At 47.6% G+C, this 22,791-nt stretch carries 18 protein-coding genes and 1 tRNA gene; 11 read left to right on the top strand and 8 right to left on the bottom strand.

Features of this window, described 5'->3' with window-relative positions; translation table 11 throughout:
* Positions 1-120 precede the first annotated feature (120 nt).
* Together ACN0TF_RS11040 and glnE are read left to right on the top strand one after the other, a co-directional pair.
* Complete coding sequence (locus tag ACN0TF_RS11040) at positions 121-1,620, top strand: inorganic triphosphatase (protein ID WP_417441964.1); 1,500 nt, start codon at positions 121-123, stop codon at positions 1,618-1,620.
* Between the two features lie 7 nt (positions 1,621-1,627).
* Positions 1,628-4,474 (top strand): bifunctional [glutamate--ammonia ligase]-adenylyl-L-tyrosine phosphorylase/[glutamate--ammonia-ligase] adenylyltransferase, encoded by a 2,847-nt coding sequence (gene glnE, locus ACN0TF_RS11035; RefSeq protein ID WP_417441963.1) that lies wholly within the window; start codon positions 1,628-1,630, stop codon positions 4,472-4,474.
* Here glnE and lpxL read toward each other — a convergent pair.
* Positions 4,453-5,394, bottom strand: coding sequence for an LpxL/LpxP family Kdo(2)-lipid IV(A) lauroyl/palmitoleoyl acyltransferase (lpxL, locus tag ACN0TF_RS11030; protein WP_417441962.1), 942 nt, complete (start codon positions 5,392-5,394; stop codon positions 4,453-4,455). The two genes, glnE and lpxL, sit on opposite strands and share 22 nt — an antisense overlap.
* A gap of 100 nt (positions 5,395-5,494) precedes the next feature.
* Positions 5,495-6,880, bottom strand: a complete 1,386-nt coding sequence (tolC, locus tag ACN0TF_RS11025; RefSeq protein WP_417441961.1) for an outer membrane channel protein TolC — start codon at positions 6,878-6,880, stop codon at positions 5,495-5,497.
* A 184-nt stretch (positions 6,881-7,064) separates the two neighbouring features.
* On the opposite strand from tolC, the gene ACN0TF_RS11020 reads away from it, so the two are divergent.
* The 6 genes from ACN0TF_RS11020 to rraB all read left to right on the top strand — a co-directional run bounded on the left by ACN0TF_RS11020 (position 7,065) and on the right by rraB (position 13,519).
* Positions 7,065-7,682, top strand: coding sequence for an NUDIX domain-containing protein (locus tag ACN0TF_RS11020; RefSeq protein ID WP_417441960.1), 618 nt, complete (start codon positions 7,065-7,067; stop codon positions 7,680-7,682).
* Between the two features lie 9 nt (positions 7,683-7,691).
* Positions 7,692-8,153, top strand: a complete 462-nt coding sequence (locus ACN0TF_RS11015; protein WP_110013979.1) for a DUF1249 domain-containing protein — start codon at positions 7,692-7,694, stop codon at positions 8,151-8,153.
* Between the two features lie 66 nt (positions 8,154-8,219).
* Positions 8,220-10,112 carry a DNA topoisomerase IV subunit B gene (gene parE / locus ACN0TF_RS11010; RefSeq protein ID WP_417441959.1) on the top strand — a complete coding sequence of 631 codons (1,893 nt, stop codon included), beginning with the start codon at positions 8,220-8,222 and terminating at the stop codon, positions 10,110-10,112.
* A 26-nt stretch (positions 10,113-10,138) separates the two neighbouring features.
* Positions 10,139-12,382: a DNA topoisomerase IV subunit A gene (gene parC / locus ACN0TF_RS11005; RefSeq protein WP_417441958.1), complete on the top strand. Its 2,244-nt coding sequence runs from the start codon at positions 10,139-10,141 to the stop codon at positions 12,380-12,382.
* 13 nt (positions 12,383-12,395) lie between these two features.
* A complete protein-coding gene (locus tag ACN0TF_RS11000; RefSeq protein WP_034822503.1) occupies positions 12,396-13,136 on the top strand; it encodes a 1-acylglycerol-3-phosphate O-acyltransferase in 741 nt (246 codons plus the stop codon).
* Entirely contained in the window at positions 13,133-13,519 is a 387-nt protein-coding gene (rraB, locus tag ACN0TF_RS10995) for a ribonuclease E inhibitor RraB (RefSeq protein WP_114982159.1), read from the top strand. Before ACN0TF_RS11000 ends, rraB begins: the two co-directional genes overlap by 4 nt.
* Before the next feature lie 121 nt (positions 13,520-13,640).
* On the opposite strand, the gene ACN0TF_RS10990 is transcribed toward rraB, so the two are convergent.
* Genes ACN0TF_RS10990 through pepA form a run of 3 tightly spaced genes read right to left on the bottom strand, consistent with a single transcriptional unit; the run spans position 13,641 to position 18,454 of the window.
* Entirely contained in the window at positions 13,641-16,490 is a 2,850-nt protein-coding gene (locus ACN0TF_RS10990; protein WP_417441957.1) for a valine--tRNA ligase, read from the bottom strand.
* 7 nt (positions 16,491-16,497) lie between these two features.
* Positions 16,498-16,947 carry a DNA polymerase III subunit chi gene (locus tag ACN0TF_RS10985; protein ID WP_417441956.1) on the bottom strand — a complete coding sequence of 150 codons (450 nt, stop codon included), beginning with the start codon at positions 16,945-16,947 and terminating at the stop codon, positions 16,498-16,500.
* Position 16,948: 1 nt separating this feature from the next.
* On the bottom strand, positions 16,949-18,454 hold the full coding sequence (pepA, locus tag ACN0TF_RS10980; protein ID WP_417441955.1) for a leucyl aminopeptidase: 1,506 nt from the start codon (positions 18,452-18,454) through the stop codon (positions 16,949-16,951).
* 133 nt (positions 18,455-18,587) lie between these two features.
* Here pepA and lptF point away from each other — a divergent pair, with 133 nt between their 5' ends.
* Positions 18,588-19,697 carry an LPS export ABC transporter permease LptF gene (gene lptF, locus ACN0TF_RS10975; RefSeq protein WP_417441954.1) on the top strand — a complete coding sequence of 370 codons (1,110 nt, stop codon included), beginning with the start codon at positions 18,588-18,590 and terminating at the stop codon, positions 19,695-19,697.
* Positions 19,697-20,767, top strand: a complete 1,071-nt coding sequence (lptG, locus tag ACN0TF_RS10970; RefSeq protein ID WP_417441953.1) for an LPS export ABC transporter permease LptG — start codon at positions 19,697-19,699, stop codon at positions 20,765-20,767. Before lptF ends, lptG begins: the two co-directional genes overlap by 1 nt.
* A gap of 22 nt (positions 20,768-20,789) precedes the next feature.
* Here the strand turns inward: lptG and ACN0TF_RS10965 are convergent, their stop codons facing one another.
* Positions 20,790-21,299: an RDD family protein gene (locus ACN0TF_RS10965; RefSeq protein WP_417441952.1), complete on the bottom strand. Its 510-nt coding sequence runs from the start codon at positions 21,297-21,299 to the stop codon at positions 20,790-20,792.
* 220 nt (positions 21,300-21,519) lie between these two features.
* Here ACN0TF_RS10965 and ACN0TF_RS10960 point away from each other — a divergent pair.
* Positions 21,520-21,605, top strand: a tRNA-Leu gene (locus ACN0TF_RS10960).
* Between the two features lie 69 nt (positions 21,606-21,674).
* Here the strand turns inward: ACN0TF_RS10960 and ACN0TF_RS10955 are convergent.
* Together ACN0TF_RS10955 and ACN0TF_RS10950 are read right to left on the bottom strand one after the other, a co-directional pair.
* Positions 21,675-22,262 carry a hypothetical protein gene (locus tag ACN0TF_RS10955; RefSeq protein ID WP_417441951.1) on the bottom strand — a complete coding sequence of 196 codons (588 nt, stop codon included), beginning with the start codon at positions 22,260-22,262 and terminating at the stop codon, positions 21,675-21,677.
* Positions 22,263-22,299: 37 nt separating this feature from the next.
* Positions 22,300-22,656 carry a hypothetical protein gene (locus tag ACN0TF_RS10950; RefSeq protein ID WP_417441950.1) on the bottom strand — a complete coding sequence of 119 codons (357 nt, stop codon included), beginning with the start codon at positions 22,654-22,656 and terminating at the stop codon, positions 22,300-22,302.
* Between the last annotated feature and the right edge of the window lie 135 nt (positions 22,657-22,791).

Here is a 22,791-nt window from a genome sequence, read left to right as displayed (position 1 = left end):
GATCTCACGTTGCAACTTTTCACCCTTGGTGTCAAGTGAACTAAATGCCCGTGTTTGTTGACCGTTAGCCGCCAAGCCAGTACCTTTAATCTAACTTATTAAACGCATCGGAATCGATTTATGTCACAAGAAGTTGAGCTCAAACTATTAATTGCTCCAGAACAGCGAGAAAAAGCGCTCGAAGTCTGCCAGTCGTTGGCGGATTCTCATCAGGCAAAACCCCGCAAAGAGCAGTTTGAACTCAAAAATGCCTACTTTGACACGTCCGATTTACGTTTACGTCAGTTCGATATTGGATTACGGATACGCAGCGATAAAGATCATAAAGAGCAGACGGTGAAAATGGCTGGTCGGGTTATGGGTGGTATGCATCAAAGGCCTGAATACAATATTGAAATTGATAGCGACAAACCAGATTTAACCCTGTTTGATAACGAAATATGGCCGGATGACTTTCCGGTTTATGATATTCAGCGCGACTTGGATACTTTGTTTGTGACCGATTTTACCCGGACCCGTTGGCGGCTTCCCAGTGGCGAAGGTGTTATCGAAATGGTTCTTGATGAAGGCCACATAGAGTCGGGCGAGCAGCGAGAGCCAATAGCGGAAATTGAACTGGAGTTACAGGGTGGCTCTTTGACCGAGGCTTATCGGCTGGCGCAGGAGTTAGTGAAAAAGGCCGGTGCGCGGGTAGGCTCATTAAGTAAAGCCGCAAGAGGCTATCTGCTAGCCGGAAAAAGCTTGCTGGAGCCTTTTACACAAATGCACTACGTACCAATCCATTCTGAGCATAATGTCGGGCAGGCGCTTTATCGGTCGTTAGAGTCGGGCTTGCGTCATTGGCAGCACAATGAAGCCTGCCTGGACTTCCAACCCAGTGTCCGGGCGGTACAGGGAATGGCGGACGGCATGCAAATGGTGCGGGTTGTGTTGGAACAGCTCATTGAGAACGGGGTTGGTGAACGACGATTGCTGACTGGCATCTCGCAAATAACCTCGAAACTGCAATGGCTAAAGCGCTTTGAAGGACTGGATGAGCTAACCGCTGAAGATGGGGCTTATCATCGTGCGCTTAAGCGTTACAGCAAATTGTATGAATCTTTGGTCAACAGTCAGGAGGATGTTATTCGCCTGAATGAAGTCGCTGAATTAGTGCATTCTGCCGCATACCAGAAAACCGTACTGGGGTTGTCAGAGTTTCTGTTGAAAGAAGAAATGACAGAGGAGCTGGAGCAGCCGGTTTTGCCCTGGAGCAGTCAACTTTTGAAGAGCGACTGGCAGCTGGTACAAACGGCATTTTCTGAGCATGAAAAGCTTAGTGAGGAAGGTTATCTTAAACTGCTGACACCTTTACAAAATAGCCTTTTGATGGGGACTTGTTTCGGACATTTGTTCGATGTGGATTTGAGAGAAAGCTTTCGTTTGCCGTGGCAGGATTTAGCCCGGGGGATTCGTGAAATTACCGCTTTGCATATTTTGCATGAGCGTATTCGGGACCGCGACGATGAAGTGGATGAAAAGCTGATGGACTGGCAAAAAGTACAGCGTGAGTCCCTGTTAAAAGCTCTTGAATATTCGCGTAAAGCTGCGCTGAAACGTGAACCATACTGGTTAAATTAAGGTGGTTATGCAGACTCCCGACAATAAATTGATGAGCGAGACTGAAACAGCCTGGGAACGTTTTAAAGAGGTTGCAGAGAGTATTAAGCTCACAGCTGAACAGGAGCAAAGATTACGGGCATTGTTTGCTGTTAGTCCTTTTATTGGCAGGGTTGCTGAAAGTTATCCAGAGCATCTTATAACCGATTTTTTTGACGGCAGTGGAACCACTGTCTATTTGATTGATGCTGACAGCTACGGTGACCGTATAGCAGAGTCGTTAAGCCAAATAACGAATGAAGATGACGCTAAAAAATGCCTCCGTAGGCTAAGGCACTGTTGGATGGCGAAGCTCGCCGCAGCCGACATCCTGCAGCAAGTGTCGTTAAAAGAATCTTTGCACCACTACAGTACCTTTGCTGATGCAGCAATCAATAAAAGTCTGGAGTGGCTGTTTGAACGTTTTGTCCAACGCCACGGTAAACCGCTTGATGCTAATGATCAGCTAATGCCTATGCTGGTCATTGGTATGGGTAAACTGGGCGGAAAAGAGCTGAATTTCTCGTCCGACATTGACCTTATTTTTGCTTTTCCTGAACAAGGCGAAACTCAGGGGCCCGGACGTAATCTGGAGCACGGGGTTTTTTACAAGCGGCTGGCGCAGTCACTTATTGGGTTACTTGACGAGACGACTGCAGACGGGCAAGTGTTCCGGGTCGATATGCGGTTAAGACCTTTTGGCCAGTCGGGCCCATTGGTAACCAGTTTGAATGCGCTGGAACATTACTATCAGGAGCAGGGGCGTGACTGGGAACGTTACGCCATGGTTAAAGCCCGCATGATAGGGGCAGATGAACAGTATGAGCAAGCGTTTCAGCAGCTGATACGACCTTTCGTTTACCGCCGCTATATTGATTTTGGTGCGATTGAAGCGCTGCGTAAAATGAAGCTTTTAATTACCCAGGAAACCCGCCGACAGGGAGTTAAAAATAACATCAAGCTGGGTGCCGGCGGGATTCGTGAAGTTGAGTTTATTGTTCAGGCGCATCAGCTTATCCGCGGGGGGCAGGAAAAATCACTGCAGACACGTTCAGTTTATATCGCCATGAACGGCCTGGTGGAACTGGATTTGATAAGCTCGGAGCATGCCAGTCAGCTATTAAAAGATTACGAGTATTTGCGGGTTATTGAGCACCGCCTGCAACAAATTGATGACCAGCAAACTCAGCAATTACCCAGCGATGAAACTGGCCGCGCACGGTTGTGCACAATGCTGAATGAACCTGAGTGGGAAACCTTGCAGAGAAAAATAGACAAGTGCATGGAGCGCATTCATGCTGAGTTCCAGCAAGTGGTTGGCGCGGAGTCTGAAGATGACGAGGATGAACAAGGCTTGCAGGTTTTGTGGCAGGACATGCTGGATGATGATGCTGCGATAGAAATCATAGAGAGCGAGGGCGTTGACGAACCTCAGGCATTATGGACTCTAATTAAAAATTTTCGCCAGGAGAGCCGCCGTCGTAGTTCGGGCCCAAGGGGGCGTTCTGCATTAGCTAGGTTAATGCCGATAATGCTCCGGCATGCTATTCAGCATCAGCATCCAGAGCGGTTGCTGGAAAGGCTGCTTTCTATTATTAAAGCGGTTATGAGCCGAACGGCGTATATTGAATTGCTGGCTGAAAACCCCGGCGCCCGCGAGCAGCTTTGTAAATTGTGTATGGCTAGCCCGTGGATCTCCGAACAGCTGGCTTTGCACCCCATACTTCTGGATGAACTGATAGACCCGCAGCAGCTTTACAGCCTGCCTGAGTCAAAGGACTATGCGGCCGTGCTGCGGGAATATCTTGTACGTATTCCTGAACAAGATCTGGAAACTCAAATGGATGCGTTGCGTCAGGCAAAGCAGGCGCTGCAACTGAAAATTGCTGCAGCGGATATCAGTGGCGTTTTGGAACTGATGAACGTTAGTGATCATTTGAGTGCGCTGGCAGAAGCTACTATCGCCGAAGTGGTTGGTCTGGCCTGGCAACAACTGGCACAAAAACATGGAAAGCCTGCAGGAACCAGCATTGACAATACCGGTTTCGCTGTTCTTGGATACGGAAAATTGGGCGGACAGGAGCTGGGTTATGGCTCCGATCTTGACTTGGTTTTTGTAACGGATGCCAACTATCAGGGGCAAACAGACGGTCAACGACCAATTGAGGTTCAGCAGTTTTACTTACGCCTGGCGCAACGGATTCTGCATTTGTTCACTACCCGGACCGTTGCAGGCATTTTGTATGACGTGGATTTACGCTTACGGCCATCAGGGCAGGCTGGCCTGCTGGTGACACAGGTGAGTTCTTTTGCACGTTATTTGCGGGACGACGCCTGGACCTGGGAATTGCAGGCACTAGTGCGGGCGCGGCCTGTATTTGGTGTTCCGGCTTTCAGGGATACGGTTATGGATATACGTCGGAGCATTCTTTCTCAACAACGAGATGAACACGAACTGCGTCAGAGTATTGTTAATATGCGTGAAAAAATGCGTGAGCATCTGACACAAAGAAACAGCCGGAAGTTCGACTTAAAACAAGACCCGGGCGGTATCGCTGATATTGAATTTATTACTCAGTACCTGGTTTTGCGTTATGCACATCAACATCCGAAGCTATGCAAATACAGCGATAACGTCAGGCTTCTGACTGAAGCCCAGCAGTTACATTTGCTAACGGAAGTGGATGCTCAAAATTTAATTAACGCATTTCAAATTTTCCGTTGTGAAAGTCATTCGTTGGCGTTACAGGGGGAGCAGTTATTGGAGGAGCACAACCTGGATAATGAACGTCAGGCTGTACTCAATTGCTGGAATCACTTACTGGAAGACGACTGATAGTAGCTTGGCATGTCAGGCTCTGGGCGGGTTTTAAACCGGCGGTGAACCCAGAGATACTGTGCCGGAGCTTTTAGAATTGCATCTTCCACTAAACCATTAACGCGTTCGGCATCCGCTTTCTTGTCTCCCGTGGGAAAATTTTCAAGTGGCGGTTCGTAAAAGAGATCGTAACCGCTTCCGTCGTCACGTCTGACGCAACGGCTTACCATAACTTTGCAGTTAGGGTTGCGGGCAAAAAGCATGGTACCCAAGGTTGTTGAAGCATCCGGCACTTCAAAGAACTTAACAAACTCGACGCGACGACGGCCATAATCCTGATCCGGAAGATAGCCAGCGATGTCACCTTCGGTAAGTGATCTCATCATGGCTTTGACATCGCGACGCTGAATCATATATTTGTTTGAACGCCCTCTGCCGCGGGTTTGTAAGAACTCCATGACCGCATTATTGTGTGGACGATAAAGGCCAACCGCTGGCTCGACAAAGCCATGTAAACGAGCGTGAACTTCAAGGCTAAGAAAGTGAAATAGCAGTAGCAGAACACCACTGCCATCTTCCTGAGCCTGACGCAAATGCTCTTCGCCATGAACATGCAGCTTACGTTTAATCCGCCAGCTAGGCCACCACCAGGCCATGCCAACTTCAAAATATGCTATTCCTGTATTCTTCATATTTTCGGTTAGCAATGTCTCGATTTTCTCATTGCTGTATTCCGGGAAGCAAAGCTTTAGGTTGGTACGGGCAATATTCACCCGGCGCGGCATGAGTTTTTTAAACAACAAGCCCAACCCGCGACCCATGGCAAGCTGCAGTCGATAAGGCAGCCATGACACGCTATACAGGATTAAGACACCGAGCCAGGTAAGCCAAAACTTAGGATGTAAAAAGTAGAATTTAAATTTGGGAGGTTCGATCACAGCTGATGTCGCTTATTATTCGCTATTTGCCGCGGATAGTAACATAAAAATTCAAAAATGAGGCACCGCCAATAGTCAGGCGGTGCCGTGGTCTGCGCAGCTAGTCTGCGGCAGTGCCTTGTACGTTTTCAGAAAGGCTGCTGTTAATAGCCATCAGGTCTTGTTCCTGCAGTTGTCCAGCGGCTTGTTCAAGTGTCAAAATTTGACGAATATAGCCGTAGCGCGCTTCTGACAAGTTACGTTTTGCGTTATACAGGTTACGGGTGCTGTCGAGTACGTCTACAATAGTACGTGTACCCACTTCGAAACCCGCTTCAGTAGCTTTTAATGCGCTCTCGGCAGATACTACTGACTGCTGGAATGCATTGATGCTGGCAATAGACGCTGTTACCTGATAGTAGGCGTTTCGCACTTCGCGCTCAATATTGCGGCGAGTCTGTACCATTTGCTGGCTGCTGGCAACGTAGTTGTCGCGCGCTTGTGCAACTTCAGACGAGGTACGGAACCCTGAGAAAATGGGTACGCTGACATTGATGCCAATCGAGCGACTGTCCAGACGTGGTAAGTTTGTCGTTTGTTGCTGTCCGTTGTCAGTCGTTATTGTGCGTTCGTTGTCTTGTGTGGAGTAACTCGCCTGCAAAGAAACGGTTGGATAATGCCCAGCTTGATTCAATTGAATTTGTTGCTCAGCAATATCTACCAAAACTTTGCTTTCTAATAAGCTTAAGTTACCGCTTTCGGCTTTTTTTACCCACTGACGAACATCGTCCGGTGCTGGACTACTGGGAGAAAAGGTGTCGGTATCCAGTGCGGCCAGAGTTTGTGGATATTGACCGGTAATTTCACGGATATCTTCCAGTGCAATTTCCACCGCGTTACGAGCCTGAATTTCGCGGGCAACTGCGCTGTCATACTGCGCTTGAGCCTCGTGTACGTCAGTAATTGCAGTTAACCCAACAGAAAAACGTTGTTTGGTTTGTTCAAGCTGACGTTCAATCGCTTTTTTCTCAGCTTCAGCAAAGGATAAATCATCGCGAGCCTGTAATGCCTGGAAATAAGCGTTAACAACGCGAAGCATTAAGTCTTGCTGAGCGTTACTGTAGGCAACTTCAGACTGATAAGCTTGTTTCTCTGCAATGTCTGAATTTTTCCAAACGCTCCAGTCAAAAATGCTCTGGTTCAAGGTTACGCCTGCTTGCCAGCCACTGCTGTCGCTATCGAACACCTGAATACCGGATTCAAAAACTTGTGGTGATTCACTGGTTGAATCGCTGTAACCCGCTTCACCTGAAATTTGTGGCAGGAACCCTGATTTGGCAATATCAATGCCTTTTTGTGCGGCATTGCGTTCTGCTGCAGCGCGTAATAAGGTCGGGTCGTTATCTACGGCTAAACGGTAAATTTGAGCCAAATCTTCAGCATTTGACGTAAAAGAGGCTGTGGTCAATGCCAGACCGACAGCTGCCGACAAAATATGCTTTTTCATGGTAGTCAGATTCCTGTTACTTGACATGCAATTGTTCAATGATTGCGCATAGTTTACATACAGTGTTGAATGATTACCAGTGTAAATGATTTGCGCAGATAGTTTAAGAAAAACATGGTTTCAGAATTCGCTCAAGTGTAACAGAATGTTTGTCTTTAATTACCCCTAAGAAAGGACAGTAAGTATGACGATTCGTTTTCACCGAGATGATGTGAAAGTAAAGGAAAAGGTACCTCTTTATCAAGGTTTTTTATCGGTTTATCGCTATTCTTTACAACATCGGCTGTTCTCTGGTGACTGGAGTCCGGAGATAAACAGGGAATTAATGGAACGCGGGCACGCTGTTGTGGTTATTCCTTATGACCCAGTCCGCGATGAACTGGTTGTTCTGGAGCAATTTAGGGTTGGGGCGCTCGATGATAAAAATGGTCCCTGGTTGTATGAATTTGTCGCGGGTATGTTTGACGCTGACGAGAGCGCAGAGGAAGTCGCTACGCGAGAATTAGAAGAAGAAGCAGGGTTAAAAGCTAAACGGTTAATCTACGCGACCAGCTATTATTCAAGTCCGGGTGGTACTGACGAAAAACTGACCATTTATATTGCCGAAGTCGATAGTCAGTTGGCTGCCAGTTTTGGCGGGTTACCTGAAGAAGACGAAGATATCCGAGTCCACGTTTTACCCAGAACAGAGGTTATTAGCATGCTCGAACGTGAAGAAATCAACAACGCGGCAAGTGTTATTGGGTTACAATGGTTGCTATTACATCGTGATAAGATGTTCTCTGACCAGGAGCAAAACTGAGGTTTTATTATGCAACAGCGCTATGTTGTCGACGTTGCGGAACTGCACCGGCTAACTGAACTAAATTACGCAGGCCTTTTGCCGCTGCTGTCTCAGCTTGAATCTGAAGCTGAGGTAACACTCTACGCGGGCGAAAACTTAGCCTTCAATTTACGTAATGTTAGCGAATCGCGCTACACCTCAGATATAGAAATTGAACAATTGAAGCCAAACTGGGCGGATTACTTACAGGCAAAAATGACGGTAAGATTATACCATGATGTGCGTATGGCTGAGATCATATCCAGTCAGGGGGTTACCCGATTAGCGGCACGTTATCAACAACCTAACCGCGAAATGCGACACCGCGACGAAAAGCATCAGGTTAATCAGTTTTTGGCTGACTGGTTAACATTGTGTCGTAAGCAAGGTCATATTCAACCAAAACTCAGTGAAGCCGTTCAGAAATTTATGCCTTACTACTTCAAATAGACGCCAGTTAGCGGTAAATTGAGGCACACTTTTCGCGGATCGAGCCAATAATAAAAACAGGGACTCATGACAGACTATAAATCCGACTCCATTGAGGTGCTGAACGGACTGGAACCGGTTCAGCGCCGCCCCGGTATGTACACTGACACCTCTCGACCTAATCATTTGGGTCAGGAAGTTATAGATAACAGTGTCGATGAAGCTCTGGCGGGGCACGCTAAATCATTACTTGTTATTCTGCATCCCGATCAATCTCTCGAAACGACAGATGATGGACGGGGAATGCCAGTGGATATCCACCCGGAAGAGGGGGTTCCCGGCGTTGAACTGATTATGAGCAAACTGCACGCCGGCGGTAAATTTTCAAATAAAAATTATCAATTCTCCGGTGGTTTGCACGGTGTGGGTATTTCAGTTGTTAATGCGCTTTCTAAGCGCGTTGAGCTGACTATTAAGCGTGACGGCCAGGTTTATGAAATGGCCTATGAAAACGGTGATAAAGTCAGCGAGCTGGAGGTTACCGGTACAGTAGGCAAGAGAAATACCGGCACCCGGGTTCACTTTTGGCCAGACCCTCAATATTTCGATTCGGCAAAATTCTCGGTTACCAAACTAAAACATATTTTGCGAGCTAAGGCGGTACTCTGCCCCGGGCTTAAAATAACGTTCCGCAATAAAATAGATGACACAGAAGATACCTGGTTCTATCAGGACGGTCTGACCGACTACCTGGTGGAAGCGGTAAAAGATGTACCGACGTTGCCGGAAATGCCGTTTGACGGAAGTTTTAGCTCTCAGACTGAAGGCGTTGACTGGGCTGTTACCTGGCTCCCGGAAGGCGGAGAAGGGGTCTCAGAAAGTTACGTTAACCTCATTCCTACTACGCTCGGCGGTACACACGTTAATGGACTGCGCCAGGGCTTGCTGGAAGCGATGCGCGAGTTTTGTGAGTTTCGTAACTTGTTACCCAGAGGTGTCAAATTAACACCGGAAGATGTGTGGGAACGTTGCAGTTATATCTTGTCGACAAAAATGCAGGACCCGCAATTTGCCGGACAGACCAAAGAGCGCTTGTCATCCCGTCAGTCGGCCAGTTTTGTTTCCGGCGTGGTAAAAGACGCTTTTAGCCTGTGGCTGAACGAGCATACCGATCAAGCCGAGCTCTTAGCTGATGTTTGTATTAGTAACGCGCAGCGACGCTTGAAAGCCAGTAAAAAAGTTGTTCGTAAAAAAGTGACTCAGGGTCCGGCGCTGCCTGGCAAGCTCACCGACTGCTCAAGTCAGGAACCTGGCCGCAGTGAATTGTTTTTAGTGGAAGGGGACTCGGCAGGAGGCTCTGCTAAGCAAGCCCGCGATCGCGAGTTTCAGGCGGTGATGCCGTTGCGGGGAAAAATCTTAAATACCTGGGAAGTCGACCCAGAGCAAATTTTAGCCTCGCAGGAAATTCATGACATTTCGGTAGCGGTCGGGGTTGATCCAAACAGTGTTGATTTAGACAAATTGCGGTATGGAAAAATTTGTATCCTTGCCGATGCCGACTCTGACGGTCTGCACATTGCTACTCTGCTGTGTGCATTGTTCGTAAAGCATTTCAGACCTTTGGTCGAGCATGGCCATATTTTTGTAGCGATGCCGCCGTTGTATCGTGTCGATGTGGGCAAAGAAGTGTTTTATGCGCTAGATGAAGCAGAAAAGCAGGGCATTCTGGACCGGATTGAAGCAGAGAAGCGCAAAGGCAAAGTGAATGTGCAGCGTTTCAAAGGTCTGGGTGAGATGAACCCGCTAACACTGCGAGAAACCACGATGGATCCTAATACTCGCCGGTTAGTCCAGTTGACCATTGATGACGGCGAAGTAATGGAAGAGTTAATGGATATGCTGTTAGCGAAAAAACGCGCTGGTGATCGCCGTACCTGGCTGGAAAGCAAAGGTAACATGGCCGATTTGGCTGAACTGTAAGCACTTGTGAGCAAGGAGAAGTCAGAATGACGACGGAAGTTACAGAAACCCGCCCACTGAGTCGCTTTACCGAAGAGGCCTACCTTAATTACTCCATGTACGTAATTATGGACAGGGCATTGCCAAATATTGGCGATGGTCTGAAGCCGGTACAGCGACGCATCGTTTACGCAATGTCAGAGCTGGGTTTGTCTGCATTAGCAAAATATAAGAAATCGGCTCGTACCGTGGGTGATGTGCTGGGTAAGTTTCACCCGCATGGTGATAGCGCTTGTTATGAAGCGATGGTATTAATGGCGCAGCCCTTTACCTATCGCCATCCTCTGGTGGATGGTCAGGGTAACTGGGGTTCGCCGGATGACCCTAAGTCTTTCGCGGCCATGCGTTATACCGAAGCGCGGTTATCTAAGTTTAGCGAGGTATTGCTAAGCGAGCTGGGTCAGGGCACCGTCGACTGGATACCCAACTTTGACGGTACCATGAAAGAACCACAGGTTCTGCCCGCGCGGTTACCCCATATTTTGTTGAATGGCGTTACCGGCATTGCAGTTGGCATGGCGACGGATATTCCTCCGCACAATGCCCGTGAAGTAGCAAATGCTTGTGCGATGTTACTGGAAAAGCCCGGTAGTCAGCTTGAAGATATAATGGAAGTGTTGAAGGGTCCGGATTATCCGACGGATGCAGAAATCATTACGCCGTCGGAAGACATCGTCAAACTGTATGAAACCGGGCGTGGCAGCATTAAAATGCGAGCTTGTTACAGTGTTGAAGACGGCGAAGTTGTTATTACGGCACTGCCACATCAGGCTTCCGGCGCAAGGGTTTTAGAACAAATAGCGCATCAGATGCAGGCGAAAAAACTTCCTCTGGTGTCTGACCTGAGGGATGAGTCTGACCACGAGAACCCGACCCGGTTGGTTGTGGTTCCGCGTTCAAACCGGGTCGATACCGAACAGTTAATGAACCACCTGTTTGCTACCACCGACCTAGAAAAGCAGTATCGGGTTAATCTGAATATTCTCGGCTTAGACGGCCGACCGAAAGTGAAGCCTTTGGTGGGCATTTTGAAAGAGTGGCTGGAATTCCGTCAGACCACGGTTACCCGCCGTTTGCAGCACCGTTTAGATAAAGTGCTGGCGCGTTTGCATATTCTGGAAGGCTTACTCATTGCTTATCTGAATATTGATGAAGTTATTGAGATTATTCGTACAGAAGACAAGCCGAAAGAAGAGCTGATGAGCCGTTTTGCGCTCACCGATAAGCAGGCCGAAGCTATTCTTGAATTGAAGTTACGCCACTTAGCTAAATTGGAAGAAATGAAGCTGACTGGCGAACAAGATGAATTGAATAAAGAACGAGAAAAGCTTGAGACCTTGCTGGGCTCTGATCGTCGGCTGAAAACTTTAATTAAGAAAGAGTTGCTGGCGGATGCTGAGAATTATGGCGATGAACGTCGTTCACCTATTGTTGAACGTTCTGAAGCAAAAGCGCTAAGCGAACGAGACTTAACGCCTGCTGAAGCCGTTACTGTCGTGCTCTCGACGAAAGGCTGGGTACGTACAGCCAAAGGTCATGATATTGAGGGTGATAAGCTCAGTTATAAATCCGGTGACAGTTATCTGGCGTCGGCTGAGGGTAAGAGTAATCAACCGGTGGTGTTCCTGGATACTTCGGGGAAAAGCTTCTCCTGTGAAGCTCATCTGTTGCCATCAGCGAGAAGTCAGGGGGAACCTCTGACTGGACGTTTCAGCTTGGTTGCTGGTGAGAATGTCGAGCATGTTTTAATGGCAAAAGATGAAAGTCATTTGCTGCTGGCGTCTGACGCAGGCTACGGATTTGTTTGTCAGTTTAGTGACTTAGTCAGTCGTAATAAAAATGGTAAAGCCATTATTACATTACCTACCGGGGCTAAGATCCTGCCGCCGAATAACGTGAATGACCTGCAACACGACAAAGTCATTGTTATTTCCAACGAGGGCCGGATGTTGGTCTTCCCGGTTGCAGACTTACCACAGCTGAGCAAAGGAAAAGGGAATAAGTTAATCAGTATTCCGGCCTTAAGAGCGCAATCCCGCGAGGAGTATGTGGTTGCTCTGGCGACCGCAGCGCCGGATGTTGCCATTACTCTCATTGCAGGTAAACGCAAACTGACTCTGAAGCCGGCTGATTTAGAGCATTATTACGGAGAACGTGGTCGCCGGGGCAATAAACTGCCGCGCGGGTTACAACGTGTCGACGAAATAGTGGTTGAGGAAAACAAGGATTAATTGGGGAGTTTGGATGTTAGCCTTGTTGCGATGGTTGTTTCTTGGTGGTTTTGTTGTGGTGTTTGGTGTCGTAGGCTGCTTGTTTTGTATTGTCCGGCCGTTCCACCGCAACAATACCTATCGTTTTGCCCATATTTTTGGTTGGGCAATACGGGTTTTGGGGATGCGAATTGAGGTCAGCCGGCACCCGGATATTGAAAAAGGCGGGCCTTATGTCTTTATTTGTAATCATCAAAATAGCTGGGAAATTTTCACCATAGCAGCAATGCTGCCAAAAAATACAGTTACTGTCGGCAAGAAGAGCCTTAGGTGGATACCTTTTTTCGGCTGGCTCTATTGGTTGGCAGGCAATATCCTTATAGACAGAAAAAATGCTGGTAAAGCCCATGGCACAATCGGGCAGACGGCTGATGCGATAAAGCAGCGCGATATTTCGGTGTGGATGTTTCCTGAAGGCACCCGCAGTTACGGACGTGGTTTGTTGCCATTTAAAAACGGTGCTTTTCATACTGCGTACCGGGCTCAGGTGGACGTAGTACCGGTTTGTGTATCTGAATTACACGGTAAGATAAAAATGAACCGCTGGAATAACGGAGTGTTAAAAGTGGCGTTTCTTGAACCGGTGAGAATTGCCAATTATCAGCGAGAGAATCTACGTGAACTAAGTGCTCACTGTCATCAAAAAATGGATGATAAAATTAAGCAGTTAAACGCGAGCATTGAGCAAGAACAGGCTAAAAAGGAAAAAACATGAGTCGAGATCTTAATGATCTACTTACGCAAAGTGAAGAAACTGTACAGGCTTTGATTGCTGATGGTGCAGAAACAGAACTCTTGTATGAAATTGAACATCACTTAGCCAGCCAGGACTTTACCAAACTGGAAAAAGCCGCTGTTGAACTGGTTAAGCAGGGATATCATGTGGACGATGCCGACGAGTTTGAAGACGAACGAGGCAAGCGTTGGTTTGCGTTTATGGCGGTAACAGACGCTGAGCTTGATAACGATATTTTAAACCGTCAGGTGCGTGAAATAGCCGCTATAGCTGATGAGTGCGAAGTGGAGTATGACGGCTGGGGTACGCTGATTGAAGACGAAGAACTTGACGATGAAGGCTTAGATGACAGAGAGGAGTGAGCCTCTCTCTGCTTTTATTAGCAATTCAAGGTTACAAGTTTTGTTTTAGAATAGATGACGTTAAAAAAAGCCCGAATCTAATGATCCGGGCTTTTTTGTTCAGCAATGGCGTAGTACAAAATTAGAGAGCTTTAATTTTGTCCTGTTGCTCCTGCAACTGCTTCAGGGTTGTTTCGGCCTCTGAAAGCTTTTCACGTTCTTTGGCAATGACAGCTTCAGGTGCTTTACTGACAAAGTTGTCATTGCTTAATTTGCCATTCAGGCGCTGCCACTCTTTATTTGCTTTCTCAATAGACTTTTGCAGACGCTGCAGCTCAGCTTCTTTATCAATTAAACCGGCCATTGGAATATGTAGCTTCAACGTGTCAACCAGCGCGGTCATACTGGCTGGTGCGTCATCGTCGCTTTCAATAAACTCAATAGATTCCAGTTTTGCCAGGCTACTGAGGAAGCTTTGGTTATTTTCAATACGGCCCCTGGCCATTGCATCAGCATTTGAGAGCAGCAGAGGCAAAGGCTTATTCGGTGATAAATCCATTTCGCCACGAATATTACGAATAGCCAAAATAACACGCTTAAGCCACTCCATGTCCTGCATTGCCTGATGGCTGACGTTGTCCTCAACCTGAGGAAACGGCTGCAGCATAATGGTCTCACCCGTATTACCAACCAGCGGCTTAACGCGTTGCCAGATGGTTTCAGTAATGTAAGGCATGACTGGGTGTAGAAGACGCAGTAGCTGTTCCAGAACATTCACCAGTGTGTGGCGAGTGCCGCGTTGTTGTACTTCTGTACCATTTTGCAGCACCGGCTTAGTGAGCTCCAGATACCAGTCACAGAATTGGTTCCAGGTAAACTCGTACGCAATAGCCGCAGCCTGATCAAAACGGTAGGTATCCAAAGCCTGACGAAAGTCTTTTACTGTGCTGTTAAAACGGGCAATGATCCATTCGTCTGCCAGTGACAGGGTCATATCGTCGTTTTCGAGACCACAGTCATGCTCCTCGGTACTCATTAGCACATAACGGCTGGCGTTCCATAGCTTGTTACAGAAGTTGCGATAACCTTCCAGGCGCTTCATGTCCCAATTGATATCGCGACCTGTTGAGGCAAGCGCAGTTAATGTAAAACGCAATGCATCGGTTCCGTGAGCGGTAATACCTTCAGGGAACTCCTTGCGGGTGCGTTTTTCAATTTTCTCGCGCATTTTAGGCTGCATCAAATTCGCGGTACGTTTAGCTACCAGCTCGTCAGCACTAATGCCGTCAATCATGTCCAGCGGATCTAATACATTACCTTTAGACTTAGACATTTTCTGGCCTTCTTCGTCACGAATAAGGCCGGTCACATAGACTTTCTTAAACGGAACTTGCGGTTGGCCTTCTTCGTCTTTCATAAAGTGCATGGTCATCATGATCATGCGGGCAACCCAGAAGAAAATAATGTCGAAACCGGTAACCAGCACATCGGTCGGATGGAAGGTTTTTAAGTCTTCGGTATTTTTTGGCCAACCGAGAGTAGAAAAGGTCCATAGCGCGGAAGAGAACCAGGTATCTAATACGTCTTCGTCCTGCTGAAGAGGAGTATCGCCTAAATTATGTTTGTCCCGCACTTCTTCTTCGGTGCGACCAACATAAACATTGCCTTGTTCGTCGTACCATGCAGGAATGCGGTGCCCCCACCACAACTGACGCGAAATACACCAGTCCTGAATGTCACGCATCCAGCTGAAATACATGTTCTCGTATTGCTTAGGCACGAACTCAATGCGGCCGTCTTCAACCGCTTCGGTTGCCTGTTTGGCCATAGGCTCAACGCGGACATACCATTGGTCGGTCAAATGCGGTTCAATAGGAACGCCACCCCGGTCGCCATAAGGTATTTTGTTGGTGTGCTTTTCAATTTTTTCCAACAAGCAGAGTTCGTCAAATTCAGCAATAAGCTGTTTACGAGCCTCGAAACGCTCTTTACCAGCGTACTGTTCAGGTAGTGTACCGTTAAATCCGTTCAGCTCTTCAAGCGCTTCACCAGTACTGGTGTATAGGCCTGCTTTTGCCATAACGTGAGCTGTGTCATCAAAAATGGAAATCATGCCAGTTTGATGACGCTTGCCAATTTCGTAATCGTTAAAATCATGCGCCGGGGTTACCTTTACGCAACCAGTACCGAATTCGCTGTCAACGTGATGGTCGGCAACTATCGGAATGCGGCGGTTAACAATAGGTAACTCAAGGTGTTTACCGACTAAATGTGCGAAACGCTCGTCGTCGGGATGCACGGCAACACAAACATCGCCTAACATGGTTTCCGGGCGGGTGGTTGCGACTACTAAATGGTCTTTACCATCTTCTGTTTTCTCACCATCGGCGAGCGGGTAGCGTAAATACCAGATAGAACCTTGTTGTTCTTTGTTCTCGACTTCTAAGTCAGAAATAGCGGTCTGCAGAGCCGGATCCCAGTTTACCAGGCGCTTACCACGGTAAATCAGGTTGTCTTCGTGCAGTTTTACGAAGACCTCACGCACTGCATCTGAAAGACCTTCGTCCATAGTGAAGCGCTCGCGATCCCAGTCAACTGAGTCGCCCAGACGGCGCATTTGTTGGGTAATTGTGCCACCGGATTGTTCTTTCCACTCCCATATTTTATCAATGAAAGCGTCGCGACCAAGTTCCTGGCGAGTTTGTCCCTGAACCGCCAACTGGCGTTCAACGACCATCTGCGTGGCAATACCTGCGTGGTCGGAACCTACCTGCCATAATGTATTAAGGCCATCCATGCGCTGGTAACGGGTAAGCGTATCCATAATAGTGTGTTGGAAGGCATGGCCCATATGCAGACTGCCGGTAACATTGGGCGGCGGAATCATAATCGAGTAGGAATCGCCTTTACCTGAAGGCTTGAAATAGCCTTTGTCTTCCCATTGTTGGTAGAGATCTTGTTCTATCGCTGCAGGGGAGTATGTTTTATCCATAATGACCTTACTTCTGTTCGGATGTCAGGGGCTCGGTTTGCATTTGGCAACCGCGCGCCCTGTAATGTTTGTAACGCTCGCGAGCTGTTTTTTTGCCATTGTCATCGGCTGGAACAATGTCATAAAGCTGTTGGCTCTGCTGGGCTTGTACCGGAATATCTTCCGCCAGATTAAACAGTGCATAACCCGGCCGGTTGTTTACCGCATCTGCCTCAGGCCAGCAAAACTCTACCGGAGCACCGGTAGCCGGGCCTTCGCCGTGTAAGTTATGCGGAATAAAAGCATCACTTGGTTGTTGCCACAAGAGTTCGTCCAGAGCTTCAGCCTGTTGTTGATTGCGGGCCCAGACCCGCAACTTTTTATGCTTTCGATACAGTTCCGCTATCTTATCGCAGATAAGCCGGTTTTGCTCATCTTCGGCTCCGTCCGGCATTAAGAAAAAGGTGGCTGACGACATTTTATTCAGCTGCCTCGGTGTTGCACCGGTTAATTAAGAACTGAGTTAACAGTGGCACCGGACGGCCTGTCGAGCCTTTGTCTTTACCACCTTGCCAGGCAGTACCTGCGATATCCATGTGCGCCCAGTTGTACTTTTTAGTGTAACGCGAGAGGAAACAGGCAGCGGTAATAGTGCCGGCTTCACGCCCGCCAATATTCGCCATATCCGCAAACGGGCTATCCAGCATTGACTGATACTCGTCCCAAAGCGGCATGCGCCAGGCTTTGTCACCACTTTGCTGAGCAGCGTTCAGAATTTCGTGAGCTAACGGATTATGCTGGCTGAGCACGGCGGAAGCATGACTGCCTAAAGCAATAACACAGGCGCCTGTCAGCGTGGCTAAATCAATCACGGATTCAGGTTCAAATCGCTCGATATATGTCAGGGTATCGCACAATACCAGTCGGCCTTCTGCGTCAGTATTAAGTACTTCAACGGTTTGGCCGCTCATCGTGGTTAATATATCGCCCGGTCGATAGGCTTTGCCATCTGGCATGTTTTCACAACCAGCTACTGCGCCAATAACGTTAATAGGTAGCTGCAATTCGGCCAGAGCCTGCATAGCGCCTAGAACGCCGGCGGCACCGCCCATATCGTATTTCATTTCATCCATATTCGCGGACGGCTTAATTGAAATACCGCCAGAATCAAATGTCAGACCTTTACCTACCAGCACAATAGGAGCCTGGTCATGGGGTGCGCCTTTATAATGCATTAATGTGAGCACTGACTCATGCTCTGAACCGCGACCAACCGCTAAGTATGCATTCATACCCAGCTTTTCCATTTCGGCTTCTTCAACCGTGGTAACCGATAAGTTGTCGTAATTATCAGCCATTAATTTGGCTTGATCGGCCAGATAACGAGGCGTGCAAATGTTCGGTGGCATATTTGCTACGTTGCGGCAAATATCCATTCCGGTTGCCACAGCTAATGCGTGCTGCACAGCTTGTTCGCCCAAAGCCAGCTCTTTGCGGCTTGGAACGTTAAAAACCAATTTGCGTAACGGGCGGCGAGGCTCTTCTTTTTTACTTTTGAGCTCATTAAAGTTATACAATGTTGCCCGCGCAGACTCCACAGCCTGGCGAACTTTCCAGTAGGTATCGCGACCTTTAACGTGCAGTTCACTGAGAAAGCACACCGCTTCCATTGAACCTGTTTCGTTCAACGTGTTCATAGTACGGGCGATAATTTGGCGGTACTGACGCTCATCAAGTTCGCGTTCTTTACCACAGCCGACCAGTAAAACCCGTTCGGCAAGAATATTGGGGACATGATGTAACAGCAAAACCTGACCGGATTTACCTTCGAGGTCTCCGCGGCGTAATAGGTTGCTCAAATAACCATCACTGACTTTGTCTAATTGTTCGGCAACGCCAGACAGACGACGAGGTTCAAACACGCCAACAACGATACAAGCAGAGCGTTGTTTTTCCGGATTACCACTTTTGACGCTGAACTCCATGACAGTGCTCCTGTTTCAGGTGGCTTCAATGCCTGCTATAGTTTCGCTATAAAGACACTTTGTTGTTAAAATAACAAGTTTACTTAAAAATCACAGCTATTCCAGTAAAAACCTAAGTTATGAGTGAACGCCAGTGCGCATATTCCGATATTTGATCAGTGAAACCTTGAAGTCGCAGCTTGCTGTACTTTTTATCCTGATGACAATTTTTGTCAGTCAGAAATTTGTCCGTGTGTTATCGGATGCGTCAGAAGGGGACATACCGGGCGCTATTATTTTTCAACTGTTGTCGTTGAACCTGCCGGCATTATTGTCACTGATTTTGCCTCTTAGCCTGTTTTTAGGGATTTTACTGGCTCACGGACGTATCTACGCCGACAATGAAATGACAGTTTTGCACGCTTGTGGCGTCAGTGAGTGGTACGTGACCCGGGTAACGCTGGTGCTCTCACTGATTCTGGCTATTATCACCGCGTCTTTTACTTTGTGGCTGGTGCCCTGGTCGCTTGATCAGGAACAAAAGTTAGAAGATAAGGCGCGCTCGGAAAGCGGGTTAACAGCGCTTATGCCCGGGCGATTCCAGCAAGCCAGCAACCAGAAGGCGGTTATTTTTGTACAAAGTGTTGGTGATGATGGTGATTTGGAAGAAGTTTTTGTTGCGCAGCATACGCACAATCAGGGCGAGTTACAGTCTGGTAGTGTGGTGATGGCCAAAACCGGCAAGGTGATTAGTGAAACAACGGGATCGCAGTGGCTGGAACTGGGCCAGGGAAAACGTTATGCCGGCGATGATGACAGCTATCAGATGATGTCGTTCGACAGTTATCAATTGCAAATTAAAGAGCAGCAGGCAAGTGAGCAATTAAGAAAACTTGAGGCCTATCCAACTGTTGAACTGTTATCGCGGAAGGAACCGGCAGCGGTTGCAGAGTTGCAATGGCGTATTGCTATCCCGCTGGCAATGCCATTATTAACACTTATTGCTGTGCCGCTAAGTCGGGTAAACCCGCGCCAGGGCAAGTTCGGCAGAATGGCCCCGGCTCTGCTTATTTATCTGGGATACTTTTTATTGTTGATGGCAGCTAAGTCAGCTATCAGGGACGGCGTTATTCCGCCTATTATTGGCTTGTGGTGGATACACTTCATTTTGCTGATTTTTGGGCTGGGTTTGATAGGTAAGGGACGTCCGCTCGGATTGAGATTACTGGCGAACTTGCGCTTTGGCGCTGCGCGGGGGCACTGATGTTTAGTATTTTAGATAAGTACATTGGCCTTTCCGTATTACGGACATCGCTTTTAAGTCTGGCTGTATTAACTGGGCTTTCCTCGTTAATCCGCTTTGTCGAGCAGCTTAAAGCGGTTGGTCGTGGTGACTACAATGTTATGGATGCGGCACTCTTTGTGTTTTACAGCCTGCCGCGTGATGTTGAAACTTTCTTTCCTATGGCGGCCTTACTCGGAGGACTGATTGGCGTGGGCATGCTGGCCAGTAACTCCGAATTAGTGGTTATGATGGCTGCCGGCCGGTCACGTTTAAACATTATTGGTGCGGTAATGAAGTCAGCCATTATTATGATGGTTGCGGTTATGGCCATTGGAGAGTGGATAGCTCCGCCGATGGAAGCTCAGGGCCGAGCCATACGTTCACAGGCTATTTCCGGTGGTAGTTTAATATCCGCTCAGCAGGGAGTGTGGGCGAAAGATGGTTCAGACTTTATCAATATTGGCGAAGTAGAGGATACCGGACGGCTTAACGACGTATTGATTTACGACTTTAACGACAATCGTGAATTGCAAAAAGTAACTTACGCCCGAACCGCTAACTTTAGCGGTGACAAATGGCGTATGCAGCAAGTGACTGTCACGCAGCTTAATGATAGCCGCATGTTACGCGATGAAAAACCAAGCATGGTTTGGCAATCGAGCTTAACGCCAGATAAACTCGGAGTAGTGACCATAAAGCCTGAGTCGCTTTCTATTACCGGGCTGCTGGACTACTTAACTTACCTGGAGAGTAATCAGCAATCCGCGGAGCGCTACGAACTGGCGTTATGGCGAAAACTTTTCGCACCGATAACGGTGGCGGTTATGTTGTTGGTGGCCTTGTCTTTTATTTTTGGTCCGCTTCGTTCAACTACAATGGGCGCCCGGATATTACTTGGTGTTATTACTGGTTTTGGCTTCCATGTCAGTAACGAAATTTTTGGGCCGCTGGCTCAGGTATATCAAATTCCGGCTATTCTGGGGGCTTTACTGCCCAGTATTTTATTTGCCGGAGTGGCGGTTTACTTTATGCGGGGGCGTACGGCCTGACAATTGGCCGTACCTTTAAAGGCTAAAGTTCATTCCAGTAGAACAGCTGGTTTGCTTCTTTTGAAAGCGTGACAACTTCGGTGCCGGCAGCGTAATCATGCCAGGCACGCTTGTTTTTAAAATCCACCAGAACCCAGAGGTTTCCAAGGCCTGCACAACAAGTAAGCAGCCTGATGAAAACCTGACGATTAGTCAGCCGTGAACCATCACGATTCTGGAGCTTCAGGCGCCACGCGCGCATGCCTAAGGTTTGACCCGAACGCTTCCAGAACCAGCCAAAAAATAGCGAAACAACGGATATAAGATACAAACTGTACCATGGTCCCTGAGCCAACCAGGCGGCGTGATCCATTCCTTCTGGCAGCACTAACCAATCAAAAGCAGTCAGCAGCGCGGCAAAGAGTAAAGCCACAGCTGAAGCGAGCATAATAATAGCTACTGCGACTAAAAAGTCATAAACCCAGGAGACAAAACGTCTGGGAAAGCCGGCACTGGGGAAACTGGCGTGTAATTTTTGTGCTTCGGAACTCATGTGAAACTCATGTAACTCAATCGTGTTTTAATCATATCATGAGCTAAGCGGGCTGACAGCTACCTCAGTTTTGCGCTCAGCTGTACTCTAGTTGTATAAGGAATCAGCAGTTAATTGGATTATAAGGTGTTTTAGTGAATTATTGCTTGATTAGAGAGAGTGGACGAGTATAATTCCGTCCCGTTGCTTTGTTACGCAACGCCTTCACCTTATAAAGCATGGCGCTGTGGTGGAATTGGTAGACACGCCTGATTCAAAATCAGGTTCCTTCTGGGAGTGACGGTTCAAGTCCGTCCAGCGCCACCAAGCTTTTCCCTTCGTAGTTGGTACTGAAAATGCCAGAAGCGCAAAAGCACTTCTGACATATAACCGATTTCAGTCAATGACCTCATGATGATTTATCGCTGAAATAATTTCAGCAAAAGTTGAGGGCAGGTGGTAAACGTTCACTGACTCACCTGTTAATTCAGCTATTCTAAGCGATGATACTACGCCACAGACTTCTCCATCGTTAATCACGAGAAGAAAGTCGCGACCACTGGCTTTGAGAGTCGCCGCCGCGTCACCGATTTTAGCTTTCTTTAAATCCTCAAGTTTTACCTGTGGTAATGCAATCAGAGGTAACATCAACTCTTTTACTGCCAATTCCCGCCAGCCAATTTGTTTGACGGTACTTAGCTGGGTTGCTTTGCGTCCGTGAAGCTCACGCAGCGCAAGTAAACCTGTCATCTCATCACTTTGATTTTTTATGCAGGCATAACGACGATTGGCACCACGAAGTTTTTGCTCGGCGTCGCTGACCAGAGTGCTCTCCTTTATCTCTAGAGGAGATACTTTTGTGAAATCATCAACAACATGCATAGCGCTATCGTGCCAGCTAATTAATGGTTGACGCTCATAGTTGTGGTGTATTGCAATTTTATCGGCTGCAGAAGACCATTGAATTTCTTTAAACTCACTCATGACAAACTCCTTTAAAAATTAGAAAAATACAGAATTTTTAAAGGTGAGCGGGTGGTCCTCTGACGAGATGCCAATTCCATTGAGTCAGTTTCGGTTTACTTTGTCTCTGTGTGAGAGGAGCGAGCGCCAGAACGCTTTGAAACACTCTTGATGAAACATCTATTGCTTTGTCGAATTCAGGCTCTTCAGCCTGAACCTCAAAAACGGATGACGAGAGATCGGCAATGAAAACTGAGTCAGGGGTTGGCTGATCTGTTAGATGTTTCTCGGCGTTTTCGGCGGATGCCGCATAGCTAGAAGTACTAAATGCGACAAGCAATAAGCACAGCAATAGCTGATAGCATCCTTTTTGGAGCCAGTTTAATTCAGCTTTATGTACTGCGTATTTTTGCATTTGTTTGATCTTAGTAAATGTTTCAGTTCTCAAACTAGAGTATATAGGACGATTCGACAACTCATTTTTTATCAATTACGTAATATATGGGTACGTTTTGTTCAAAATACAAGCGAAGCACTGACATTATGAAAT

The sequence above is a fragment of the Idiomarina sp. genome (assembly GCF_048265525.1).
Lineage (GTDB): Bacteria > Pseudomonadota > Gammaproteobacteria > Enterobacterales > Alteromonadaceae > Idiomarina.
Note: the sequence above shows the minus strand (reverse complement) of the source record. Positions and strands in the feature narration are given on the sequence as shown.

Coding starts and splice junctions, on each gene's coding strand:
- ACN0TF_RS10990 (WP_417441957.1), bottom strand. CDS start 16,490: ATGGATAAAACATACTCCCCTGCAGCGATAGAACAAGATCTCTACCAA.
- ACN0TF_RS10950 (WP_417441950.1), bottom strand. CDS start 22,656: ATGCAAAAATACGCAGTACATAAAGCTGAATTAAACTGGCTCCAAAAA.
- glnE (WP_417441963.1), top strand. CDS start 1,628: ATGCAGACTCCCGACAATAAATTGATGAGCGAGACTGAAACAGCCTGG.
- ACN0TF_RS10955 (WP_417441951.1), bottom strand. CDS start 22,262: ATGAGTGAGTTTAAAGAAATTCAATGGTCTTCTGCAGCCGATAAAATT.
- pepA (WP_417441955.1), bottom strand. CDS start 18,454: ATGGAGTTCAGCGTCAAAAGTGGTAATCCGGAAAAACAACGCTCTGCT.
- ACN0TF_RS11040 (WP_417441964.1), top strand. CDS start 121: ATGTCACAAGAAGTTGAGCTCAAACTATTAATTGCTCCAGAACAGCGA.
- ACN0TF_RS11000 (WP_034822503.1), top strand. CDS start 12,396: ATGTTAGCCTTGTTGCGATGGTTGTTTCTTGGTGGTTTTGTTGTGGTG.
- tolC (WP_417441961.1), bottom strand. CDS start 6,880: ATGAAAAAGCATATTTTGTCGGCAGCTGTCGGTCTGGCATTGACCACA.
- lptG (WP_417441953.1), top strand. CDS start 19,697: ATGTTTAGTATTTTAGATAAGTACATTGGCCTTTCCGTATTACGGACA.
- ACN0TF_RS10965 (WP_417441952.1), bottom strand. CDS start 21,299: ATGAGTTCCGAAGCACAAAAATTACACGCCAGTTTCCCCAGTGCCGGC.
- ACN0TF_RS10985 (WP_417441956.1), bottom strand. CDS start 16,947: ATGTCGTCAGCCACCTTTTTCTTAATGCCGGACGGAGCCGAAGATGAG.
- parC (WP_417441958.1), top strand. CDS start 10,139: ATGACGACGGAAGTTACAGAAACCCGCCCACTGAGTCGCTTTACCGAA.
- ACN0TF_RS11015 (WP_110013979.1), top strand. CDS start 7,692: ATGCAACAGCGCTATGTTGTCGACGTTGCGGAACTGCACCGGCTAACT.
- parE (WP_417441959.1), top strand. CDS start 8,220: ATGACAGACTATAAATCCGACTCCATTGAGGTGCTGAACGGACTGGAA.
- rraB (WP_114982159.1), top strand. CDS start 13,133: ATGAGTCGAGATCTTAATGATCTACTTACGCAAAGTGAAGAAACTGTA.
- ACN0TF_RS11020 (WP_417441960.1), top strand. CDS start 7,065: ATGACGATTCGTTTTCACCGAGATGATGTGAAAGTAAAGGAAAAGGTA.